Source organism: Micromonospora sp. CPCC 206061 (assembly GCF_036906915.1).
Classification (GTDB): domain Bacteria; phylum Actinomycetota; class Actinomycetes; order Mycobacteriales; family Micromonosporaceae; genus Phytohabitans.
This window is the reverse complement of sequence record NZ_JBAKHX010000078.1, coordinates 20,587-36,559: the sequence shown is the minus strand read 5'-3', so window position 1 is coordinate 36,559 and position 15,973 is coordinate 20,587. Positions and strand designations below refer to the sequence as shown.

Below are 15,973 nucleotides of genomic sequence, written 5' to 3'. Positions count from 1 at the left end.
CTCAAAGAACAAACACACACCAAACCACCGACCCCCCAAACCAGGAGGCCCGCCCTTGGGGCACTTGTTTTACTTTACCCGGCCGCTTCGTCCCCGTCAAACCGGTGTAACCCAGTTCGTGGGTAGAAAGACCAGATTGTCCCTTGCTCGCCCACAGCAACTTGCACTGCGCTTGATCGAGGGATTCTGCAGGCCGGCCGTTGCGACTCTCGCCGCACACTCGCCCGGTTCCCTGCCGGTCGTCTACCTTACCCGGTCGGCTCCGCGTCGCCAAATCGGCTTCCGCACCGCCCGTTCGCGCTGGTCTGGCCACTCTGCCCTTGTTGGGCGAAGTGTCCGTACCCCGTGCGCAGAGAGAAAGTTACGTGCCCGACCGATCCAGCGTCAAATCGGCGGAGGTTGTTCCACGTCACACCGGCAACAGCCGTCACACGAGCTCGACACCCGCGAACGTCCTCTTGCCCCGCCGCAGCACCAGGAACCGCCCGTGCAGCAGCGCATCCGCCGGCACCACGGCCTCGGCGTCGGTCACCCGTTCGTTGTTGACGTAAGCGCCGCCGTCGGCGATGGCACGCCGCGCCTCGTTCATGCTGCCCACCAGGCCCGTGTCGCGAAGCAGCGCCGCTATCGGGGGCAACTGACCCTGTACCCGCGTCAAACCCGCCTCGGACAGTGCCGCCCCCAGCGTGGCCGGCGTGAGCTCGGCCAACTCACCCCGCCCGAACAGCGCCTGACTCGCCGCGACCACCTGAGCCGTCTCCTCGGCGCCGTGTACGAGCGTGGTCAGCTCTTCCGCCAGCGCACGCTGCGCGGTCCGCGCGGCCGGGCGCTCGGCGACGTCCTTCTCCAGGAGCTGGATCTCTTCGTGCGGCTTGAAGCTGAAGTACCGCAGGTACCGCGAGACGTCCCGATCGTCCGTGTTGACCCAGAACTGGTAGAACGCGTAGGGGCTGGTCATGGTCGGGTCGAGCCAGATGGCGCCGCCCTCGCTCTTACCGAACTTCGTGCCGTCCGACTTCGTGACCAGGGGTGTAGTGAACGCGTGCACGGGCCCGGAGCCGCGGCGGCGGATGTAGTCGACGCCGGCGGTGATGTTGCCCCACTGGTCGGAGCCGCCGAACTGCAGCGTGCAGCCGTGCCGCCGATGCAGCTCGAAGTAGTCGTTGGCCTGAAGCAGCTGGTAGCTGAACTCGGTGAAGCTGATGCCCGTCTCCAGGCGCGCCCTGACCACCTCGCGGGCCAGCATCCGGTTGACCGGGAAGTGCTTGCCGACGTCGCGCAGGAACTCGACGATCGACATCGGCCCGGTCCAGTCCAGGTTGTTGACCAGGGTGGCGGCGTTGTCACCGGAGTAGGTGACGAACGGGGCGAGCTGGTCGCGGATGCGCGCCACCCAGCTCTCGATCACCTCGACCGGGTGCAGGCTGCGCTCGCTGGTCTCCCGAGGGTCGCCGATCTGGCCGGTGGCGCCACCGACCAGCAGCAACGGGCGATGCCCGGCGAGCTGGAGCCGCCGCGCGGTCAGCACCTGCACCAGGTGGCCGACGTGCAGGCTGGCCGCGGTGGGGTCGAAGCCGACATAGAAAGTCGCCGGCCCGGCGCCCAGGTGCTTGCGCAGCTCGTCGAGGTCGGTGGTGTCCTGGAGCAGGCCCCGCCACTGCAGGTCGTCGATCAGATCGGTCACGGTGAGGATTGTCCCTCATCGCCCGGGGTGGCTCGCAGCCGGTTTCCGGCAGCGCTCGATGGTTCGCGCGGTCGCGCGGCGCCGAAGGGCGACCACTCCCTCGCTCACCTAGGCCGCGCCAGCGCGGCCCGCAGATAGGTCGCGACCTGCGCGGTTGCCTTGCGCGCCGCTTCCAGCGTGCCGGTCATCGTGAAGAACCCGTGCGCCATGCCGTCGTAACGCGTCAATTCCACGGGTACGCCCGACGTGCGCAACCGGTCCGCGTACTGCTCGCCTTCGTCGCGCAGCGGGTCGTACTCGGCCGTCAGCACCAGCGCCGGTGGCAGCCCGCTCAGGTCGGCGGCGTTCAGCGGCGAGGCGAGCGGGTCCTCACCGTCGGCGGGATCGGCCAGGTAATGGCCCCAGTACCAGTCGGTGGAGGTGCGGTTGAACATGTACCGGTCGGTGTTCTCCCGCATGGACGGGGTGTCGGAGCGGTACCGGGTGTTGGGGTACACCAGAACCTGGGCGGACAGCGGCAGGCCACCCGCGCGGGCCATGAGCGTGACCGCGGCGGCGAGGTTGCCGCCCGCGCTGTCGCCCCCCACCGCCAGCCGGCTCGGGTCACCCCCGTACTCCCCCGCGTGGTCGGCCGCCCAGCGGGTCGCCGCGTAGCAGTCGTACGGCGCGGCGGGGAACGTGTGCTCGGGCGCGAGGCGGTAGGCCACCGAGACCACCACGACCTCCGCGCCGGTGCAGAGCCGCCGGCAGATGCCGTCGGAGGTGTCCAGGCTGCCGAGCACCCAGCCGCCGCCGAAGAAGTACACAAGTACCGGGAACGGGCCGTTGCCCTCGGGACGGTAGACGCGTGCGGCCAGCGGGCCGGCCGGGCCAGGGATCGTGAGCTCGGTCACGGCGCCGACCGGCTCGACATCGCCACTGTCCATTGTGATCGCCGCGAGGTCGGCGGCGCGCGCCTCGGCAAGGGTCATCTCGTACAGCGGGGGGGCACCCTCACGGGCGCGGGCCTCACGCATGGCATGCAGCTGCGGGTCGAGGGGCATCGGATCCTCCAGCGAGACTCGACGGCTTCTGCAGCCGCCGAAGTTACCGTATGGACACACACCGATTCCCTGGCATCATCGTCGCACCCGAGGTCTGCGCCTTGCAACTGACCGATCTACACGGCTCGCTCCGCGATCCGTTGCTGGACACCATGAACTTCCTCAATGAGGTGACCGCCCGCTTCCCCGCCGCCATCTCGTTCGCGCCCGGCCGGCCGTACGACGAGCCGTTCGACACCGAGGTCATCGCCGGGTACCTGGACGCGTTCGTCAAGCACCGCGGGTTTTCGCGGGACGAGGCCGGCGCGCTGACGTTCCAGTATGGACGGACGAAGGGGCACATCCACGATCTGGTGGCGTCGACCGTGGCCAACGACGAGGGCATCACGGTGGCGCCCGAGTCGGTGGTGGTGACGGTCGGCGCCCAGGAGGGAATGCTGCTGGCGGTCCGGGCGCTCATCCGCGACCCGGACGACGTGCTGCTGGTGGCCTCGCCCTGCTACGTGGGCATCACCGGCGTCGCGCGGCTGCTCGACGTGGCCGTGACGCCGGTGCCGGAAGGGCCGTCCGGCATCGACGCCGGCACGGTTCAAACCGCCGTCGCACGGGCACGGACGGCCGGGCGGCGGCCTCGCGCGCTCTACCTGGTGCCGGACTTCGCCAACCCGTCCGGCACGTCGATGTCGCGAGCCGCCCGCGAGGAGCTGCTCGCCGTCGCCGCCGAAGAGGACCTGTACCTGCTGGAGGACAATCCGTACGGGCTGTTCACCCGGGCCGGTGACCGGCCGCCCACGCTCAAGGCGCTCGACCGGCACCGGCGGGTCGTCTACCTCGGCTCGTTCGCCAAGACCTGCTTCCCGGGTGCCCGGGTCGGGTACGTGCTGGCAGACCAGCCGGTCGTCGGGCCGGACGGCACGACCGGCCCGCTCGCCGACCAGCTGTCCAAGATCAAAAGCATGACCACGGTAAACACGTCGCCGCTCGCGCAAGCCGTCGTCGGCGGCATGCTGGTGACGTACGGGTGCCGGCTGCGCACCGCGAACGCCGAGCGCGTCGAGCGGTACCGGGAGCGGCTCGACACGCTGCTCGGCGCGCTGGCGCGGCACTTCCCGCCAGGCAGCGGCGTCACCTGGAACGTGCCGGCCGGCGGGTACTTCCTCGTGCTGACCGTGCCGTTCGCGGCCGGCGAGGCGGCGCTGTCGCGCTGCGCCCGCGAGCACGGCGTCCTGTGGACGCCGATGAGCTACTTCTATGTAGACGGCGGTGGCGAGCGGCAGATCCGCCTGTCGTGCAGCTACCTCACACCCGACCAGATCGAAGAAGGCGTGGCCCGGCTGGCCGCCTTTATCGGCTGACCAGGCTGGCGTCGACGTCTCGCAGCCGGGGGCGGCCGGACAGGGCCATCGCGTCCTCCAGCTCAGCTGCGAGCACACCCAGCACGTCGCGTACCCCTTCCGCGCCGCCGCACGCCAGCCCCCACAGCACCGGCCGTCCCACCAGGACGGCGCTGGCGCCCAGCGCGAGAGCCTTGAGCACGTCGGTTCCGGTGCGCACGCCACCGTCGAGCAGCACCGGGCAGTCACCGCCAGCCGCCGCGACCACCTCGGGCAGCGCGTCGATGGCGGCCGGGGCGCCGTCGAGCTGCCGGCCGCCGTGGTTGGACACCACGATGCCGGCCACCCCGTGCTCGACGGCCAACCGCGCGTCGTCGGCGGTCAGCACGCCCTTGAGCAGGATCGGCAGCCCGGTCAGGCCGCGCAGCCACGCCAGATCGGCCCAGGTGAGCGTCGGGTCGAACTGCTCCCGGGCGTGCCGTTCCAGCGCGGAGGTGCCGGCGTGCGCGTCGTGGGTGGTGGCCATCATGCCGTCGTCGAGGTTGACCGCGGTGATGTCCGGCGGCACAGCGAACCCGTTGCGCCGGTCACGCAGCCGCCGCCCCACCCGCGGGGTGTCGACGGTCAGCACCAGCGCCCGGTAGCCCAGCGCCTCGCCCTGCCGCACCACCTCGGCCAGCAGGTCCCGCCGCCGCAGCCAGTACAGCTGGAGCCACAGTGGACCGCTCGCCACGGCGGCGACGTCTTTGAGCGAGCGGCTCGCCAGGATGCTCACCACCATCAGCTGCCCGGCCTCGCCTGCGCCGCGCGCGGTGGCGACCTCGCCGTCGGGGTGCGCCAGCCGATGAAACGCCGTCGGCGCGACCCCGATGGGCGCGCTCAGCTGGGCACCGAGCAGCGTGGTGTTCAGGTCGCAGGTCTCGACGTCGACCAGGAAACGCGGGCGCAGCGGGAGGCGCGCGAACGCGCTGCGGTTGGCGGCGAGAGTCTGCTCCTCACCGCTGCCGCCCCGGATGTAGTCCCACACGCCGGGCGGGAGTCGCCGGCCGGCGGCCGCCTCGAAGTCGGCCAAGCACAGCAGCGAGGCACCGTCCACCGGCTCATCGTGCCACGCGCCGAGGGCTGCCGCACCGGTGTCGAGCGCGCTTCGAGGCCGTCCCGACCAGGACTCGGTACGGTCGGGGCATCGACGGTCTCGACGTGTGGCTGATCCCGACCGACGTCCCGCCGGACGGGGTGGCGGAGCTGGCGGCGGTGCTCGACGAGCAGGAGCGCCGACGCGCCGACGCGCTCGCCGTCCGCCAGCGCCGGATGCGGTACATCGCCGCGCACGCCGCCGCTCGTGTCCTCATCGGACGGTACCTGGACGCGCGGCCCGGCTCGGTCCAGTTCACGCGCGGCCCGCACGGCAAGCCGGAGGTGGCCGGCCTGCGCGTCAACCTCTCGCACTCCGGCGACCTGGCCGCGCTCGCCGTCACCACACGCCGGGCCGTGGGCGTAGACGTGCAGCGGCTGCTGCCGCACCTCGACGCGCCGCGGATGGCGGCACGCTACTTCCCGGCCGCCGAGGCCCGGTACGTGGCGGCGGCCGACCCGGTCGCGCGGTTCGCGGAGCTGTGGGCGCGCAAGGAGGCGTGCGTGAAGGCCGCCGGCGGCCGCCTCGTGCCCGGCCTGGCCGTGACCGTCCATCCTGGACCTTGCGTCGCACGTCAGGACGGCCGCTCGTACCGCTGGCAGGATCTGGCGGCGCCCGCGGGGTTCCGAGCGGCCGTCGCGCTGGAGGGCTCAGAGGGATTCTCCATCAGCCCGCGCTGGTTCAAGATTGGCTCAAGATAGCCGTGCGCCACCTCGACATGACCCAGATATGTCCATAAGCATCCATGCATGCGCAGACCTCGTTGGGTGCTTCTTGCGGTGGCGGTGGTGGCCGGCATGGTGGCGACCCTGCTCACCCCCGCCGCCGCCCAGGCGGCCTACTACGGCAGCGAGACCGACTACGCCGTCGCGACCAGGGCACCGGAGGGCGCCGACGGCGTCGACTACTTCTGCGCCAGCCACACCTACGTCGTCGTCTGCGTCATGCCGTACGGCGACAAGATCTATGTCGCCGACCTGAAGAAGGACGACTACGCCGCGGTGGGCGAGTGGATGGTCGAGACCGATCCCTACCCCACCATCAGGTACGGCTCGTGCGTCAACAAGCTGGGCGGCGGCACCTGGGGCCTGTGCGACAAGAACTTTCCCGAGAACAAGACCGCGTACGTGCGTGCAGCGCGCTACAACAGCGGCAAGCTTGTCGACCGCGGACTATCCCGAGAACTCACAACCTGACAAAACGGGCTGACGTGACCTTCTGGCGGGCCGCTCGCGACGCGGTTCCGGCCCGTCAGGACTCGCGCAGGGTGCGGCCGGTCTTGGCCAGGAACACGTCGTCGAGGCTCGGCCGGTGCAGCTGGATCGAGCCCAGCTCTACCCGGGCGCCGTCGAGGGTTCGCAGCACCAGCGGGATCGCGGTCGCCCCGTCGTCCACGTACAGCCGTAGCCCGTCCTCGCCGGCCTCCAGCTTGCGCACGTAGGCCTCACCGTCGAGCAGCTCGGCGGCCCGCGGCGTGGCCCCGTTGAGCCCGACCACCAGGACGTCGCCGGTGATCTCCCGCTTGAGCTGCTCGGGCGGGCCCTCTGTGACGATCTCGCCATGGTCGATGATCGCGATCCGGTCGCACAGCGCGTCGGCCTCGTCGAGATAGTGCGTGGTCAGGAACACCGTCATGCCCTCGTCGCGCAGCCTCCGCACCTCGTCCCACAGGTGGGTGCGGCTCTGCGGGTCGAGCCCGGTCGTCGGCTCGTCCAGGAACACCACCTTCGGCTGGTGGATGACGCCCAGCGCGATGTCGACCCGGCGCCGCTGGCCACCGGAGTAGGTCTTGCACTGCCGGTCGGCGTACTCGGTCAGCTGGAACGCCTCCAGCGCGCGCTCGGCGCGGCGCTGTGCCTCGGCCTTGCCTATTCCGTACATGCGCGCGTGCAGCACCAGCTCCTCGCGCGCCGTGGACTCGCCCCACGTGCTGCCGCCCTGCGCCACGTATCCCACCCTGCGACGCACCTCGCCCGGATCGGCGCGCAGGTCTGCGCCGGCGATGGTGGCGTCTCCGCCGTCCGGGGTGATGAGCGTGGCCAGCATCTGCAGCGTCGTGGTCTTCCCCGCCCCGTTGGGCCCGAGGAAGCCGAAGATCTCGCCTTCGGCGACGTCGAGGTCGACGCCGCGCACGGCCTCCACGACCGTCGCCGCCCGGCGCCTGCCGGTGCGAAACGACTTACGCAGTCCCTTGGTGGCGATCATTTGCCATACGGTACAAGGGTTCGCGGTGGTCGCTCTCGCTGTCCGGTCGAGGATCCCTTGGAACGGATTCGAGGCGCCACAACGCGATCCGTTCCCGGGTTACCGTGTAGCCACTATGGACGGAGCGCTGATACGCGAGCTGGCCGGGCTGCTGCGCGCGGTCACAGGTGAAGACGAGGCGTGGGCCGCCGCCATCACCGCAGCCAGCCGGCTCGAAGACGACCTCGGGCTGGAAAGCGGCGAGCTGGCCGCGTGGGGTGACGCGGTGCGCGTCCGGTACGGCGTCGACGTGGTCGGATACGTGACCGGGCTCGACCTCGACCAGATCATCGCCCTGACGGTCGGCGACGTCGCGGCGCTGGTGCCTCGATGAACACAGGCAGCCGCTTCCTTTTCGTCGTGCCACCGCTGGCCGGGCACGTCAACCCGGCCGGTGCGGTGGCCCGGGTGCTGCTCGCACGCGGCCACGACGTGGCGTGGACCGGCCCCGAGTCGGCGCTGCGGCGCATGCTCGGCGACGGCGTCACCGTGTACCCGACCGGCATGCGCCCCTACGGTGGCCAGCGTGACCGGGGCGCGCGGGCGCTCAAGTCGCTGTGGGAAGGGTTCGTGGCGCCGTTCGCCCGGTTCACGCGGCCGGCGGTAGCGCGCGCCGTCGCGGCGTACCGGCCGGACGTCGTCGCCGTCGACCAGCACGCCATCGCAGGTGCCCTCGTCGCGACGGCCAATGGCCTGCCCTGGGCGAGCCTGGCTCCACAGTCGATGGAGCTGACCGAGCCGCTGCGCGCGCTCCCCCGGGTCGACGCGTGGATCCGCGCGACCCTGGCCGGTCTGTGGTGCGAGGCCGGGCTGCCCGCACACGAGTACGTCGACCCGCGCTTCTCCCCGCACCTGGTTCTCGGGTTCACCACGCCCGCGCTCACCGGGCCGGCGCCGTTCCCGCCGCACTACGCGCTGGTCGGCCCCGCCCTCGACCACGACCGGCCGGCCGGGCCGGACTTCCCGTGGGCGGCGCTCGACCCCCGCCACCGGCTGGTGCTGGTGACGATGGGCACCCTCGCCGAAGACGTGGCCCGCGAGTTCTACCCGCGGCTGATGGCGGCGCTCGCCCCGCTGGGCGGCCAGGTGCAGGCGGTTGTCACCGCCGCGCCGCACACCGTGCCCGACCCGCCGCCGAACGTGCTGGTGGTGCCGCGCGCACCGTTCCTGGAGCTGCTGCCGAGGGTCGGCGCGGTCGTCTGCCACGCCGGGCTGAACACGGTGTCCGAGGCGCTGACGTACGGGGTTCCGCTGGTGATGGCGCCCATCAAGCACGACCAGCCGGTGACCGCCGCCCAGGTGGTAGCGGCGGGTGCCGGCGTGCGGGTCCGTTTTGGCCGCTCCGGCCCGGCGGAGCTGCGCGCCGCGCTGACCGAGGTCCTCGACGCCCCTACCTACCGCGCCGCGGCCGCCCGCGTGGCCGAGTCCTTCGCGTCGGCCGGCGGCGCCGCGGCCGCCGCAACACGCCTGGAGCACCTGGCCCTCCGCGCGTAGCCGCCCTCCCCCGCGGCGCCCCTCTTTCCGTCGATCAAGGGCAAACGCACGCGGTTCGATCTCTTTTCCGCGTGCGTTTGCCCTTGATCGACGGGAATGGCCTTGATCGCGGACGCGCGGGGTCAGGACTTCAGGACCGTGCGGATCGCGGTCGTCAGCTGGGCGCGGCTGGGTTGGACGGCCAGGTCCAGAGCGGGAGCGCAGCCGATCACGACGGCGCCGTCGGGGCGCGTCACCCGCCTGGGCGGGGCGTCGAGGCGCATCTCCTCAGCCGCCGTGGCCAGGATCTCCCCGGCCAGCCCGCACGAGCGATTGCTGTCGTCGAAGACCACCAGCCGGCCGGTGCGCTCCAGCGACGCCGCCAGACCCGCCCAGTCGAACGGAAACAGCGACCGCGGGTCGAAAACCTCCACCGACACCTCGCCGGCCAGCTCGTCGGCCACCGCGAGCGCGTCGTGCACCAGGTGACCCACCGCCACGACAGTCACGTCGGTGCCGGACCGCCGCACCAGCCCGACGCCGAGCGGCACCGGCGCCAGGTCGGCGTAGTCGACGTCTTCGCGGACGCCGAGCGCGGGCATCGGCGCGAACACCATCACCGGATCGTCGTCGCGGATCGCGGTGGTCAGCAGCCCGTACGCGTCGGTGGGGGTGGCGGGTATGACCGTCTTGACTCCCAGGTGGGCGAAGACGCTGTACGGCTGGTCGGAGTGCTGCGCGCCCCAACCGGGACGCCATCCGGTGCCGGGCAGCAGATACGTCACCGGCACCCGGGTCTGCCCGCCGCTCATCAGGGCGAACTTGTTGGCCTGGTTGGCGATCTGCTCGATCACGAGCAGCAGCAGGAACGGGATCTGATACTCAACGACGGGCCGCTTGCCGGCCATCGCCGCACCGGTAGCGAAGTTGGTGAAGCCCTGCTCGGACAGCGGCGTCTGCACCACCCGCTGCGGCCCAAACCGGTCGAGCAGCCCGGTGGTGGTCTGGGTCAGCGCCAGGTGGATGTCTTCACCCATCACGAACACCGACTCATCGCGCGCCATCTCGTCACCGAGCGCGCGGTTGAGCGCCTTCGCGTACGACAGCTTAGGCATGCGACACCCCCGCGCGGACCCGCATCCCGCCCGCGTACAGGTGATCGAAGGCGTCCAGCGGGTCGGGTTGCGGGCTCTCCACCGCGTACCGGACAGCCTCGTCGAGCAACGCCTCGATCTGCGCGTCGAGGTGCTCCCGCACCTCGGGAGCCACGCGTGAGGCCTGCAGAACCAAGGGATCGCGCGCCTGCCACCGGGCCACCTCGGCCTCGTCGCGGTACCGCAGCCGCATCGCGCGCTCGAACGTGTGATGCCCCTCGTACCGGTACGTGCTGAACTCCAGAAGCGAAGGCCCACCGCCCGCACGGGCCCGGCCCACGGCGTCCGCCGCCGCCTCGAACACCACATCGACGTCCTGCCCATCCACCGTGTACGCGGGAATGCCGAACGCCTCGGCCCGGCCGGTTACCGTGCCGGCGATCGCCGTGTCAGCGGGCAGCGTCGTGGCGTAGTAGTTGTTCTCGCACACGAAAACCACCGGCACCCGCCACAGCGCGGCCAGGTTGAACGACTCCAGCAACGCGCCCTGGCTCACCGCGCCATCGCCGAAGAAGGAGACCACCACGCGGTCGCTGTCCTGACCGACGGCCCAGGCGACACCGGCGGCGATAGCGGCGCCGTGCCCGACGGTGCCGCTGGCGCCGTACACACCGGCGGTGAAGTCGGACGGGTGGAACGAGCCGGCCCGGCCCCGGTCGATGCCGGTGTCCTTGGCGGCCAGCTCGGCCAGGAACCGGCCCGGGTCGCTGCCCTTGGCGAGCAGGTGGCCGTGGCCGCGGTGGTTGCTGAGCACGATGTCGTCGGGGCGCAGCGCGGCACACACGCCGGCCGCGACCGCCTCCTGACCGATGCACGGGTGGATGCCGCTGGCGATGTCGCCGGAGCGCACCAGGTCGATGGCGCGCTCCTCGAACCGCCGGATCAGCCGCATCGTGCGATACAGCTCGGCAGCGTCGCCGTTCACGAGGTACGCCACAGGACGGGGCAGAACTCGGGGTCGGCGTAGTCGGGAGCACCATCGGCGTCCCGGCGTACGAAGTGGTCGTGGTTGTAGCGGACCAGTGTGCCGTCGCTCAGCTCGCGGCGGCGGTACCGGTTGTCGCCGTCCTGAAGGTGCAACGAGACCGCGCGGCGCGGCCGGCCGGAGCGGTTCTGGCCGCTGCCGTGGTAGGTGCGGCAGTGGTGGAAGCTCATGTGTCCCTTGGGGATGATCATCGGGATCTTGCGGACGCGCTGGCCGTTGTGGCGGGCGTTGTCACGCAGGAGCTGTTCGAGCTGGGCGGGATCGCGGTGCGCGAAGTGCCGCGTGGTGCTGTCGTCGGCGCCGACCTCCCGCCACAGGTGACTGCCGTCGACCATCGTGATGGTGCCCATCGACTCGTCGCAGTCGTGGAACGGGATGAACGCGGTCAGCATCCGGTCGGAGGTGCAGGTCTGCCAGTAGTGCCGGTCGAAGTGCCAGGGCACCAGGTTGGTCGGTTCGTCGGCGACCGGCGGCTTGTAAATAAGCGTGGACTGGAACAGCCGGATCTCGTCGGCCTCGGCGAGCCGGGCGGCGACGGCGCCGACGATGGGCTTGCGTAGCAGCGCGGCGATCGGGTCGCTCTCGTAGTGCACGTAGTCGTTGTGCCGCTGCACCGGGCCGGCCGACGGCTCCCAGTACGCGAGCGTCGGCGGGCGGTGCGGCAGTCGGCGACTGCGTGCCCCGGCGTAGAACGCTTCGCTAGCCTCGACGAGCGCGTCGACCTCGTCGTCGGTGAACAGCTTCTTGGACAGGTACCAGCCGTGCTCGGCGTACCAGCGCACGTCCGCGTCGGAGGGCAGCAGCGCCTCCTCCAGGCCAGTGGCGGTGACCATGATGAACTTCCTCCCGTCTCAGGCCCGCGCCTCGGCGGCGGCGCGCGAGCGCTCCTTCGCCTCGTACAGGGCTCGGATGTTGTTGCTGCCGAACGTGAGCGCCCCGTGCCGCTCGATGAGCTCGAAGAAGAACGTGCGCCGCTCGAACGGCGACTCGGTGAAGATCTGGAACATCTCGCCCCAGTGGTCGCGGTCGACGAGGATGCCGCCGGCCCGCAGCGCCTCGACCGGGCGCCCGATCGCGCCGAGCCGCGACTTTATGCCCTCGTAGTAGCTGTCCGGTGTGGACAGGAACCGCACGCCGCTAGCTTTGAGCGATGCCACCGACTCGGTGATGTCGGCGGTGCTGAGCGCGAGGTGCTGCACTCCCGCGCCGTCATTGGCGCGCAGGAAGTCGTCGAGCTGGCCGGAGCGGCGCACCGGATCGGGAGCGACGATGGTGAACGTGACCGCGCCGGAAGGGCTCTGCACCACCATCGATTCCATGGCCGAGCCGCCGATCTCGACGCGCTCGGAGAAGATCTGCTTGAACCCGAAGACCTCCTCGTAGTACCGGACGGTGGGTCCGAGGTCGCCGTCCGGTACGCACAGCGCGGCGTGGTCTATTTCCAGCAGTGGGCCAGCGGGCGGCTCACCGGTCTCGGCGATGCCGCCGGGCAGGAAGCCGTCACCACGCCGCTCGACGAAGCGGTGCGACAGCGCGCCCGGACCGCCGACGGTCGCGGTGACCACCACCGAGTCGTCGCGCCGCCAGGCCGCCGGTGGCGCCACCGGGTGGGCCCCGCGGGTCACCGCTTCGGCGTACGCGGCGGCGGCGTCGCTGGTGCGCAGGGCGATAGTCGCCAAGCCGTCGCCATGCCGCCGCACATAGCCGGTCGGCCCTGCCGTCAACAGCACCCGGATGCCGCCCTGCCCGAGCAACACCGACCGCTGCCCCTGAAGTTCGCCCTCTCCCAAGGGCCCGAACCCGTAGCCGGTACACAGCAGGCGCGCGGTCGCTTCGATGTCACCGACCTGGAACTCGACGTGGTCGACGGTGCTGATGTCCATCATGGACCTCCGGGGTGGGTCGCGAGTACGAGGCTTGCGTTGTGCCCGCCGAACGCGAACGAGGTGGACAGCGCCGTGCGGGCGGCCAACGGCCGCGCCGCCTTGCGCACGTGGTCCAGGTCGCACTCGGGGTCGGGGTCGTCGAGGTTGTGCGTCGGCGGGAGCAGCCCGTGCCGCAGCGCCAGCGCGGTCGCCGCCGCCTCCACCGCACCGGCAGCGGCGAGCAGGTGGCCGGTGGCGCCCTTGATCGAGCTGACCGCGGGCGTATGGCCGCCGAACACCGCTCGCAGAGCCCGCGCCTCGGCGGCGTCGCCGAGCTTGGTGCCGGTGGCGTGCGCGTTGACGTAGTCCACGTCGGCCGGCGCCACGCCAGCGTCGGCCAGCGCCCGCCGCATCGACTCGGCGGCACCGGCGCCGTCCGGCAACGGCGCCGTCGGGTGGTACGCGTCGGTCGCGACCCCCCACCCGATGACGTCGGCGTACCCGGGCCGCCCGCGCGCGGCGGCGTGCGCCCGGCGCTCCACCACGAGCACCCCGGCGCCCTCGCCGAGCACGAACCCGTTACGCCGCCGGTCGAAGGGGCGGCTCGCCTCGACCGGGTCGGCCCAGCCGGACGCCAGCGCCCGCGCGTTGGTGAACGTGGTCGCGATCGTCGGCAGCAGCGGCGCGTCCGCACCGCCGCACACCACCACGTCGGCCACGCCCTCGCGGACCAGCCGCAGCGCCTCCGCGACCGCATACCCGCCGGACGCGCACGCCGTGGAGATGGTGGAGGTGAACCCGCGCACGCCGTGCCGGATGGCGATCCGGGCGGTCGCCATGTTGGGCAGCATGCCGGCCAGCAGGTACGGCGTGACCGCGGTGCGGCCCTGCCGGTGCCGGGCGACCGCCTCACCCTCGAACATGGTCAGCCCGCCGAAGCTGTTGGCCAGCACGACGGCGGTCCGGGCCGGGTCGGCGTCCCGCCCGATGGCGATCCCGGCGTCGTCCAGCGCGGCATCGGCGGCGGCCATGGCCAGCACCACGAACCGGTCGACCCGGCGCGCCTCGGTCGGCGGCAGCACAGTGGACGGATCGATGTCCGGCGCGATGCCCGCCGCGTCGAGCAGGCCCGCCACCGGATGCCCGTCCGGCGGACGGCGTACCCCTGACCGGCCCTCCCATGCGGCGGTGAAGAAGCCCGTGGCATCGCCGAGCGGCGTCACCAGGCCGATGCCGGTGACGCTGGCGCCGTCGCGGGCCGTACGCTTCACGCCGGCGCGCCGTCCACGAGCCGCAGCCGCGACTCGACCTCGGTGGCGAACTCGCCGAGCGTCATGACGGTGAGGCGCTCCATGTCCTCCTCGCCGAACTTGACGCCGTACGCGTCTTCGACCCGCAGCGCCAGCTCGGCGACCGCGAGCGAGTCCAGGTCGACGCCGGCGGGCCCGAAGACGGTGCCGGAGTCGGCGTCGTCCACGTCGAAGTTCATCTGGCGCAGCGCCTCGATGGTGAAAGCCACCACATCGGACATCGGCGGCGCCTCCTTTCATCTGGTCGGTCCTTCGGACGGATCTCACCTGGGTCGGTCCTTCGGACGGATCTCACCTGGGTCGGTCCTTCGGACGGAGTCTCGTTAGGTGGTGCTGACAGGAGTTGCCGGACGCGGTGCCCTGGGCGTCGCGCGCAGGACCGGGACGGCGCGGATGAGCTTCCCGCTCGACGTGCGCGGCAGCCGGGTCACGACGGTCAGCCGGCGGGGCCGCTTGTAAGCGGCGAGCCTGCCGGCCAGCGCGTCCTTCAGCGCCGGCACGCCAGCGGGGTCTTCGAGCACGACGAACGCCTCGATCGCGCCGTCCCAGGCCACCACGGCCTCGACGACGCCGGGCAGCCCGGTCAGCGCCTGCTCCACCTCGGTCAGGTCGACCTTGAGCCCGCCGACCGACACCTGCGAGTCCAGCCGCCCGTGCACCGTCACCAGCCCGGTCGCGTCGACCGCGCCGGCGTCCTTCGTGTAGAGCCAGCCGTCCACCCAACGGCCCGGGTCGGTGAGCCCGACGTACGGGCTCGCGGCGGTGCCGACCAGAAGCTGTCCGGCCTCCTCGCGGACAGCCATGCCGGGGATCGGCCGCAGCGCCGGGCGGTGCTCGCCGAACAGGTCGGTGGCGATGACCCCGACCTCGGTCATCCCGTACATGTTGCCCAGCGGCACCCCGTACCGGTCGGTGAACGCCTGCCGCGCCGCCGGCCGGACCAGCTCGCCGCCGACCGTCATGCGCGCCAGCTGCGGCAGCCGGCGGGCTGAGCCGGCGGTCAGGAACGGCAGGTGGGTGGGCACGCCGAGCACGGTGGCGGGCTCTGGCCCGCCCGCCACCGCGCCCAGGATCGCGTCGGTGGTGAGGGCGCCCGGCAGCACGAGTTGCACGCCGGTGCGCAACCCGTACAGCAGGCCGCCGACCAGGCCGAGCACGTGCACCATCGACGCGAGCAGCACGATCCGCTCGCCCGGTTGCGGCGTGCCGTCGATCAGCCGGTAGGTCTCGACCTCGGTCACCAGGGCGGTGGCCGTGCGGCCGACCACCTTGGACGGTCCGGTCGAGCCGGAGCTGAGCTGCAGCAGGGCGTGGTCGGTGCGCGCCGGCTCGCCCGGGTAGGCCGCGATGCTCGCGCCGTCGCCGACGATGAACTGCGGCGCGATCCGGGCCAGCGCCTGGCTCACCTCGTGCGGGGTGAGCCGGTGGTCCAGCAGCGACACCTGGGCGCCGACCCGCCAGGCGGCGAGCAGGTTGACTACGTACTCCAGACCAGGTGGCATCCGCAGGCCGACTGCGCCGCCCGGGCGCAGGCCAACCTCACGCAGCTCGCCGGCGCGCTCGGCGACCATGGCGCGCAGCGCGCCGACCGTCACGGGCTCGCCGCGACGCAACCACACGTCGCCGTCCCGGCCGGCGAGCAGGTAATCGTCGACCCAATCCCCGTCAAACGGGTCGACGCTAATCTCAGACGGCTTGCCAATGCGCACGGGTCCACCCAGAAATTGTCGTGGTAATACGGCGACT

General features: G+C 71.8%; 16 protein-coding genes. 5 read left to right on the top strand and 11 right to left on the bottom strand.

Annotation, left to right across the window (positions count from 1 at the left end):
* Positions 1-427 precede the first annotated feature (427 nt).
* Both tyrS and V6V89_RS33750 read right to left on the bottom strand, forming a co-directional pair.
* Complete coding sequence (gene tyrS, locus V6V89_RS33755) at positions 428-1,684, bottom strand: tyrosine--tRNA ligase (protein ID WP_334623609.1); 1,257 nt, start codon at positions 1,682-1,684, stop codon at positions 428-430.
* A gap of 104 nt (positions 1,685-1,788) precedes the next feature.
* On the bottom strand, positions 1,789-2,727 hold the full coding sequence (locus tag V6V89_RS33750) for an alpha/beta hydrolase (protein ID WP_334623607.1): 939 nt from the start codon (positions 2,725-2,727) through the stop codon (positions 1,789-1,791).
* Positions 2,728-2,777: 50 nt separating this feature from the next.
* On the opposite strand from V6V89_RS33750, the gene V6V89_RS33745 reads away from it, so the two are divergent.
* A complete protein-coding gene (locus V6V89_RS33745) occupies positions 2,778-4,082 on the top strand; it encodes an aminotransferase-like domain-containing protein (RefSeq protein ID WP_334623606.1) in 1,305 nt (434 codons plus the stop codon).
* On the opposite strand, the gene V6V89_RS33740 is transcribed toward V6V89_RS33745, so the two are convergent.
* Positions 4,072-5,157, bottom strand: coding sequence for an alpha-hydroxy acid oxidase (locus V6V89_RS33740; RefSeq protein WP_334623605.1), 1,086 nt, complete (start codon positions 5,155-5,157; stop codon positions 4,072-4,074). The genes V6V89_RS33745 and V6V89_RS33740 overlap by 11 nt on opposite strands.
* Positions 5,158-5,261: 104 nt before the next feature.
* Between V6V89_RS33740 and V6V89_RS33735 the strand changes: the two genes are divergently transcribed.
* Positions 5,262-5,897 carry a 4'-phosphopantetheinyl transferase family protein gene (locus V6V89_RS33735; RefSeq protein ID WP_334623604.1) on the top strand — a complete coding sequence of 212 codons (636 nt, stop codon included), beginning with the start codon at positions 5,262-5,264 and terminating at the stop codon, positions 5,895-5,897.
* Positions 5,898-5,945: 48 nt separating this feature from the next.
* A complete protein-coding gene (locus V6V89_RS33730; RefSeq protein ID WP_334623603.1) occupies positions 5,946-6,392 on the top strand; it encodes a hypothetical protein in 447 nt (148 codons plus the stop codon).
* Positions 6,393-6,447: 55 nt separating this feature from the next.
* On the opposite strand, the gene V6V89_RS33725 is transcribed toward V6V89_RS33730, so the two are convergent.
* Positions 6,448-7,401 carry an ATP-binding cassette domain-containing protein gene (locus V6V89_RS33725; RefSeq protein ID WP_334623602.1) on the bottom strand — a complete coding sequence of 318 codons (954 nt, stop codon included), beginning with the start codon at positions 7,399-7,401 and terminating at the stop codon, positions 6,448-6,450.
* A gap of 115 nt (positions 7,402-7,516) precedes the next feature.
* Here V6V89_RS33725 and V6V89_RS33720 point away from each other — a divergent pair, with 115 nt between their 5' ends.
* On the top strand, positions 7,517-7,774 hold the full coding sequence (locus tag V6V89_RS33720) for a hypothetical protein (RefSeq protein ID WP_334623601.1): 258 nt from the start codon (positions 7,517-7,519) through the stop codon (positions 7,772-7,774).
* Positions 7,771-8,934, top strand: coding sequence for a glycosyltransferase (locus V6V89_RS33715; protein WP_334623600.1), 1,164 nt, complete (start codon positions 7,771-7,773; stop codon positions 8,932-8,934). Before V6V89_RS33720 ends, V6V89_RS33715 begins: the two co-directional genes overlap by 4 nt.
* A gap of 122 nt (positions 8,935-9,056) precedes the next feature.
* Here the strand turns inward: V6V89_RS33715 and V6V89_RS33710 are convergent, their stop codons facing one another.
* From V6V89_RS33710 to V6V89_RS33680, 7 genes are all read right to left on the bottom strand, one after another.
* Complete coding sequence (locus V6V89_RS33710; protein ID WP_334623599.1) at positions 9,057-10,028, bottom strand: alpha-ketoacid dehydrogenase subunit beta; 972 nt, start codon at positions 10,026-10,028, stop codon at positions 9,057-9,059.
* A complete protein-coding gene (locus V6V89_RS33705; protein WP_334623612.1) occupies positions 10,021-10,959 on the bottom strand; it encodes a thiamine pyrophosphate-dependent dehydrogenase E1 component subunit alpha in 939 nt (312 codons plus the stop codon). The genes V6V89_RS33710 and V6V89_RS33705 overlap by 8 nt, the downstream gene beginning before the upstream one ends.
* Before the next feature lie 29 nt (positions 10,960-10,988).
* On the bottom strand, positions 10,989-11,885 hold the full coding sequence (locus V6V89_RS33700; protein ID WP_334623598.1) for a phytanoyl-CoA dioxygenase family protein: 897 nt from the start codon (positions 11,883-11,885) through the stop codon (positions 10,989-10,991).
* A gap of 18 nt (positions 11,886-11,903) precedes the next feature.
* On the bottom strand, positions 11,904-12,935 hold the full coding sequence (gene hppD / locus V6V89_RS33695; protein WP_334623597.1) for a 4-hydroxyphenylpyruvate dioxygenase: 1,032 nt from the start codon (positions 12,933-12,935) through the stop codon (positions 11,904-11,906).
* Positions 12,935-14,188, bottom strand: a complete 1,254-nt coding sequence (locus V6V89_RS33690; protein ID WP_334623596.1) for a beta-ketoacyl-[acyl-carrier-protein] synthase family protein — start codon at positions 14,186-14,188, stop codon at positions 12,935-12,937. Before V6V89_RS33690 ends, hppD begins: the two co-directional genes overlap by 1 nt.
* The gene (locus V6V89_RS33685; RefSeq protein ID WP_334623595.1) at positions 14,185-14,448 is read right to left on the bottom strand and encodes an acyl carrier protein; all 264 of its coding nucleotides are present in this window, start codon (positions 14,446-14,448) and stop codon (positions 14,185-14,187) included. Before V6V89_RS33685 ends, V6V89_RS33690 begins: the two co-directional genes overlap by 4 nt.
* Before the next feature lie 102 nt (positions 14,449-14,550).
* Positions 14,551-15,936 (bottom strand): class I adenylate-forming enzyme family protein, encoded by a 1,386-nt coding sequence (locus V6V89_RS33680; RefSeq protein ID WP_442935275.1) that lies wholly within the window; start codon positions 15,934-15,936, stop codon positions 14,551-14,553.
* Between the last annotated feature and the right edge of the window lie 37 nt (positions 15,937-15,973).

Bases quoted from the DNA above. Each gene is read 5' to 3' on its own strand.
- V6V89_RS33750 (WP_334623607.1), bottom strand. From the start codon at position 2,727: ATGCCCCTCGACCCGCAGCTGCATGCCATGCGTGAGGCCCGCGCCCGT.
- V6V89_RS33725 (WP_334623602.1), bottom strand. From the start codon at position 7,401: ATGATCGCCACCAAGGGACTGCGTAAGTCGTTTCGCACCGGCAGGCGC.
- V6V89_RS33730 (WP_334623603.1), top strand. From the start codon at position 5,946: ATGCGCAGACCTCGTTGGGTGCTTCTTGCGGTGGCGGTGGTGGCCGGC.
- V6V89_RS33705 (WP_334623612.1), bottom strand. From the start codon at position 10,959: ATGCGGCTGATCCGGCGGTTCGAGGAGCGCGCCATCGACCTGGTGCGC.
- V6V89_RS33685 (WP_334623595.1), bottom strand. From the start codon at position 14,448: ATGTCCGATGTGGTGGCTTTCACCATCGAGGCGCTGCGCCAGATGAAC.
- V6V89_RS33720 (WP_334623601.1), top strand. From the start codon at position 7,517: ATGGACGGAGCGCTGATACGCGAGCTGGCCGGGCTGCTGCGCGCGGTC.
- V6V89_RS33710 (WP_334623599.1), bottom strand. From the start codon at position 10,028: ATGCCTAAGCTGTCGTACGCGAAGGCGCTCAACCGCGCGCTCGGTGAC.
- V6V89_RS33715 (WP_334623600.1), top strand. From the start codon at position 7,771: ATGAACACAGGCAGCCGCTTCCTTTTCGTCGTGCCACCGCTGGCCGGG.
- V6V89_RS33745 (WP_334623606.1), top strand. From the start codon at position 2,778: ATGGACACACACCGATTCCCTGGCATCATCGTCGCACCCGAGGTCTGC.
- V6V89_RS33700 (WP_334623598.1), bottom strand. From the start codon at position 11,885: ATGGTCACCGCCACTGGCCTGGAGGAGGCGCTGCTGCCCTCCGACGCG.
- hppD (WP_334623597.1), bottom strand. From the start codon at position 12,935: ATGGACATCAGCACCGTCGACCACGTCGAGTTCCAGGTCGGTGACATC.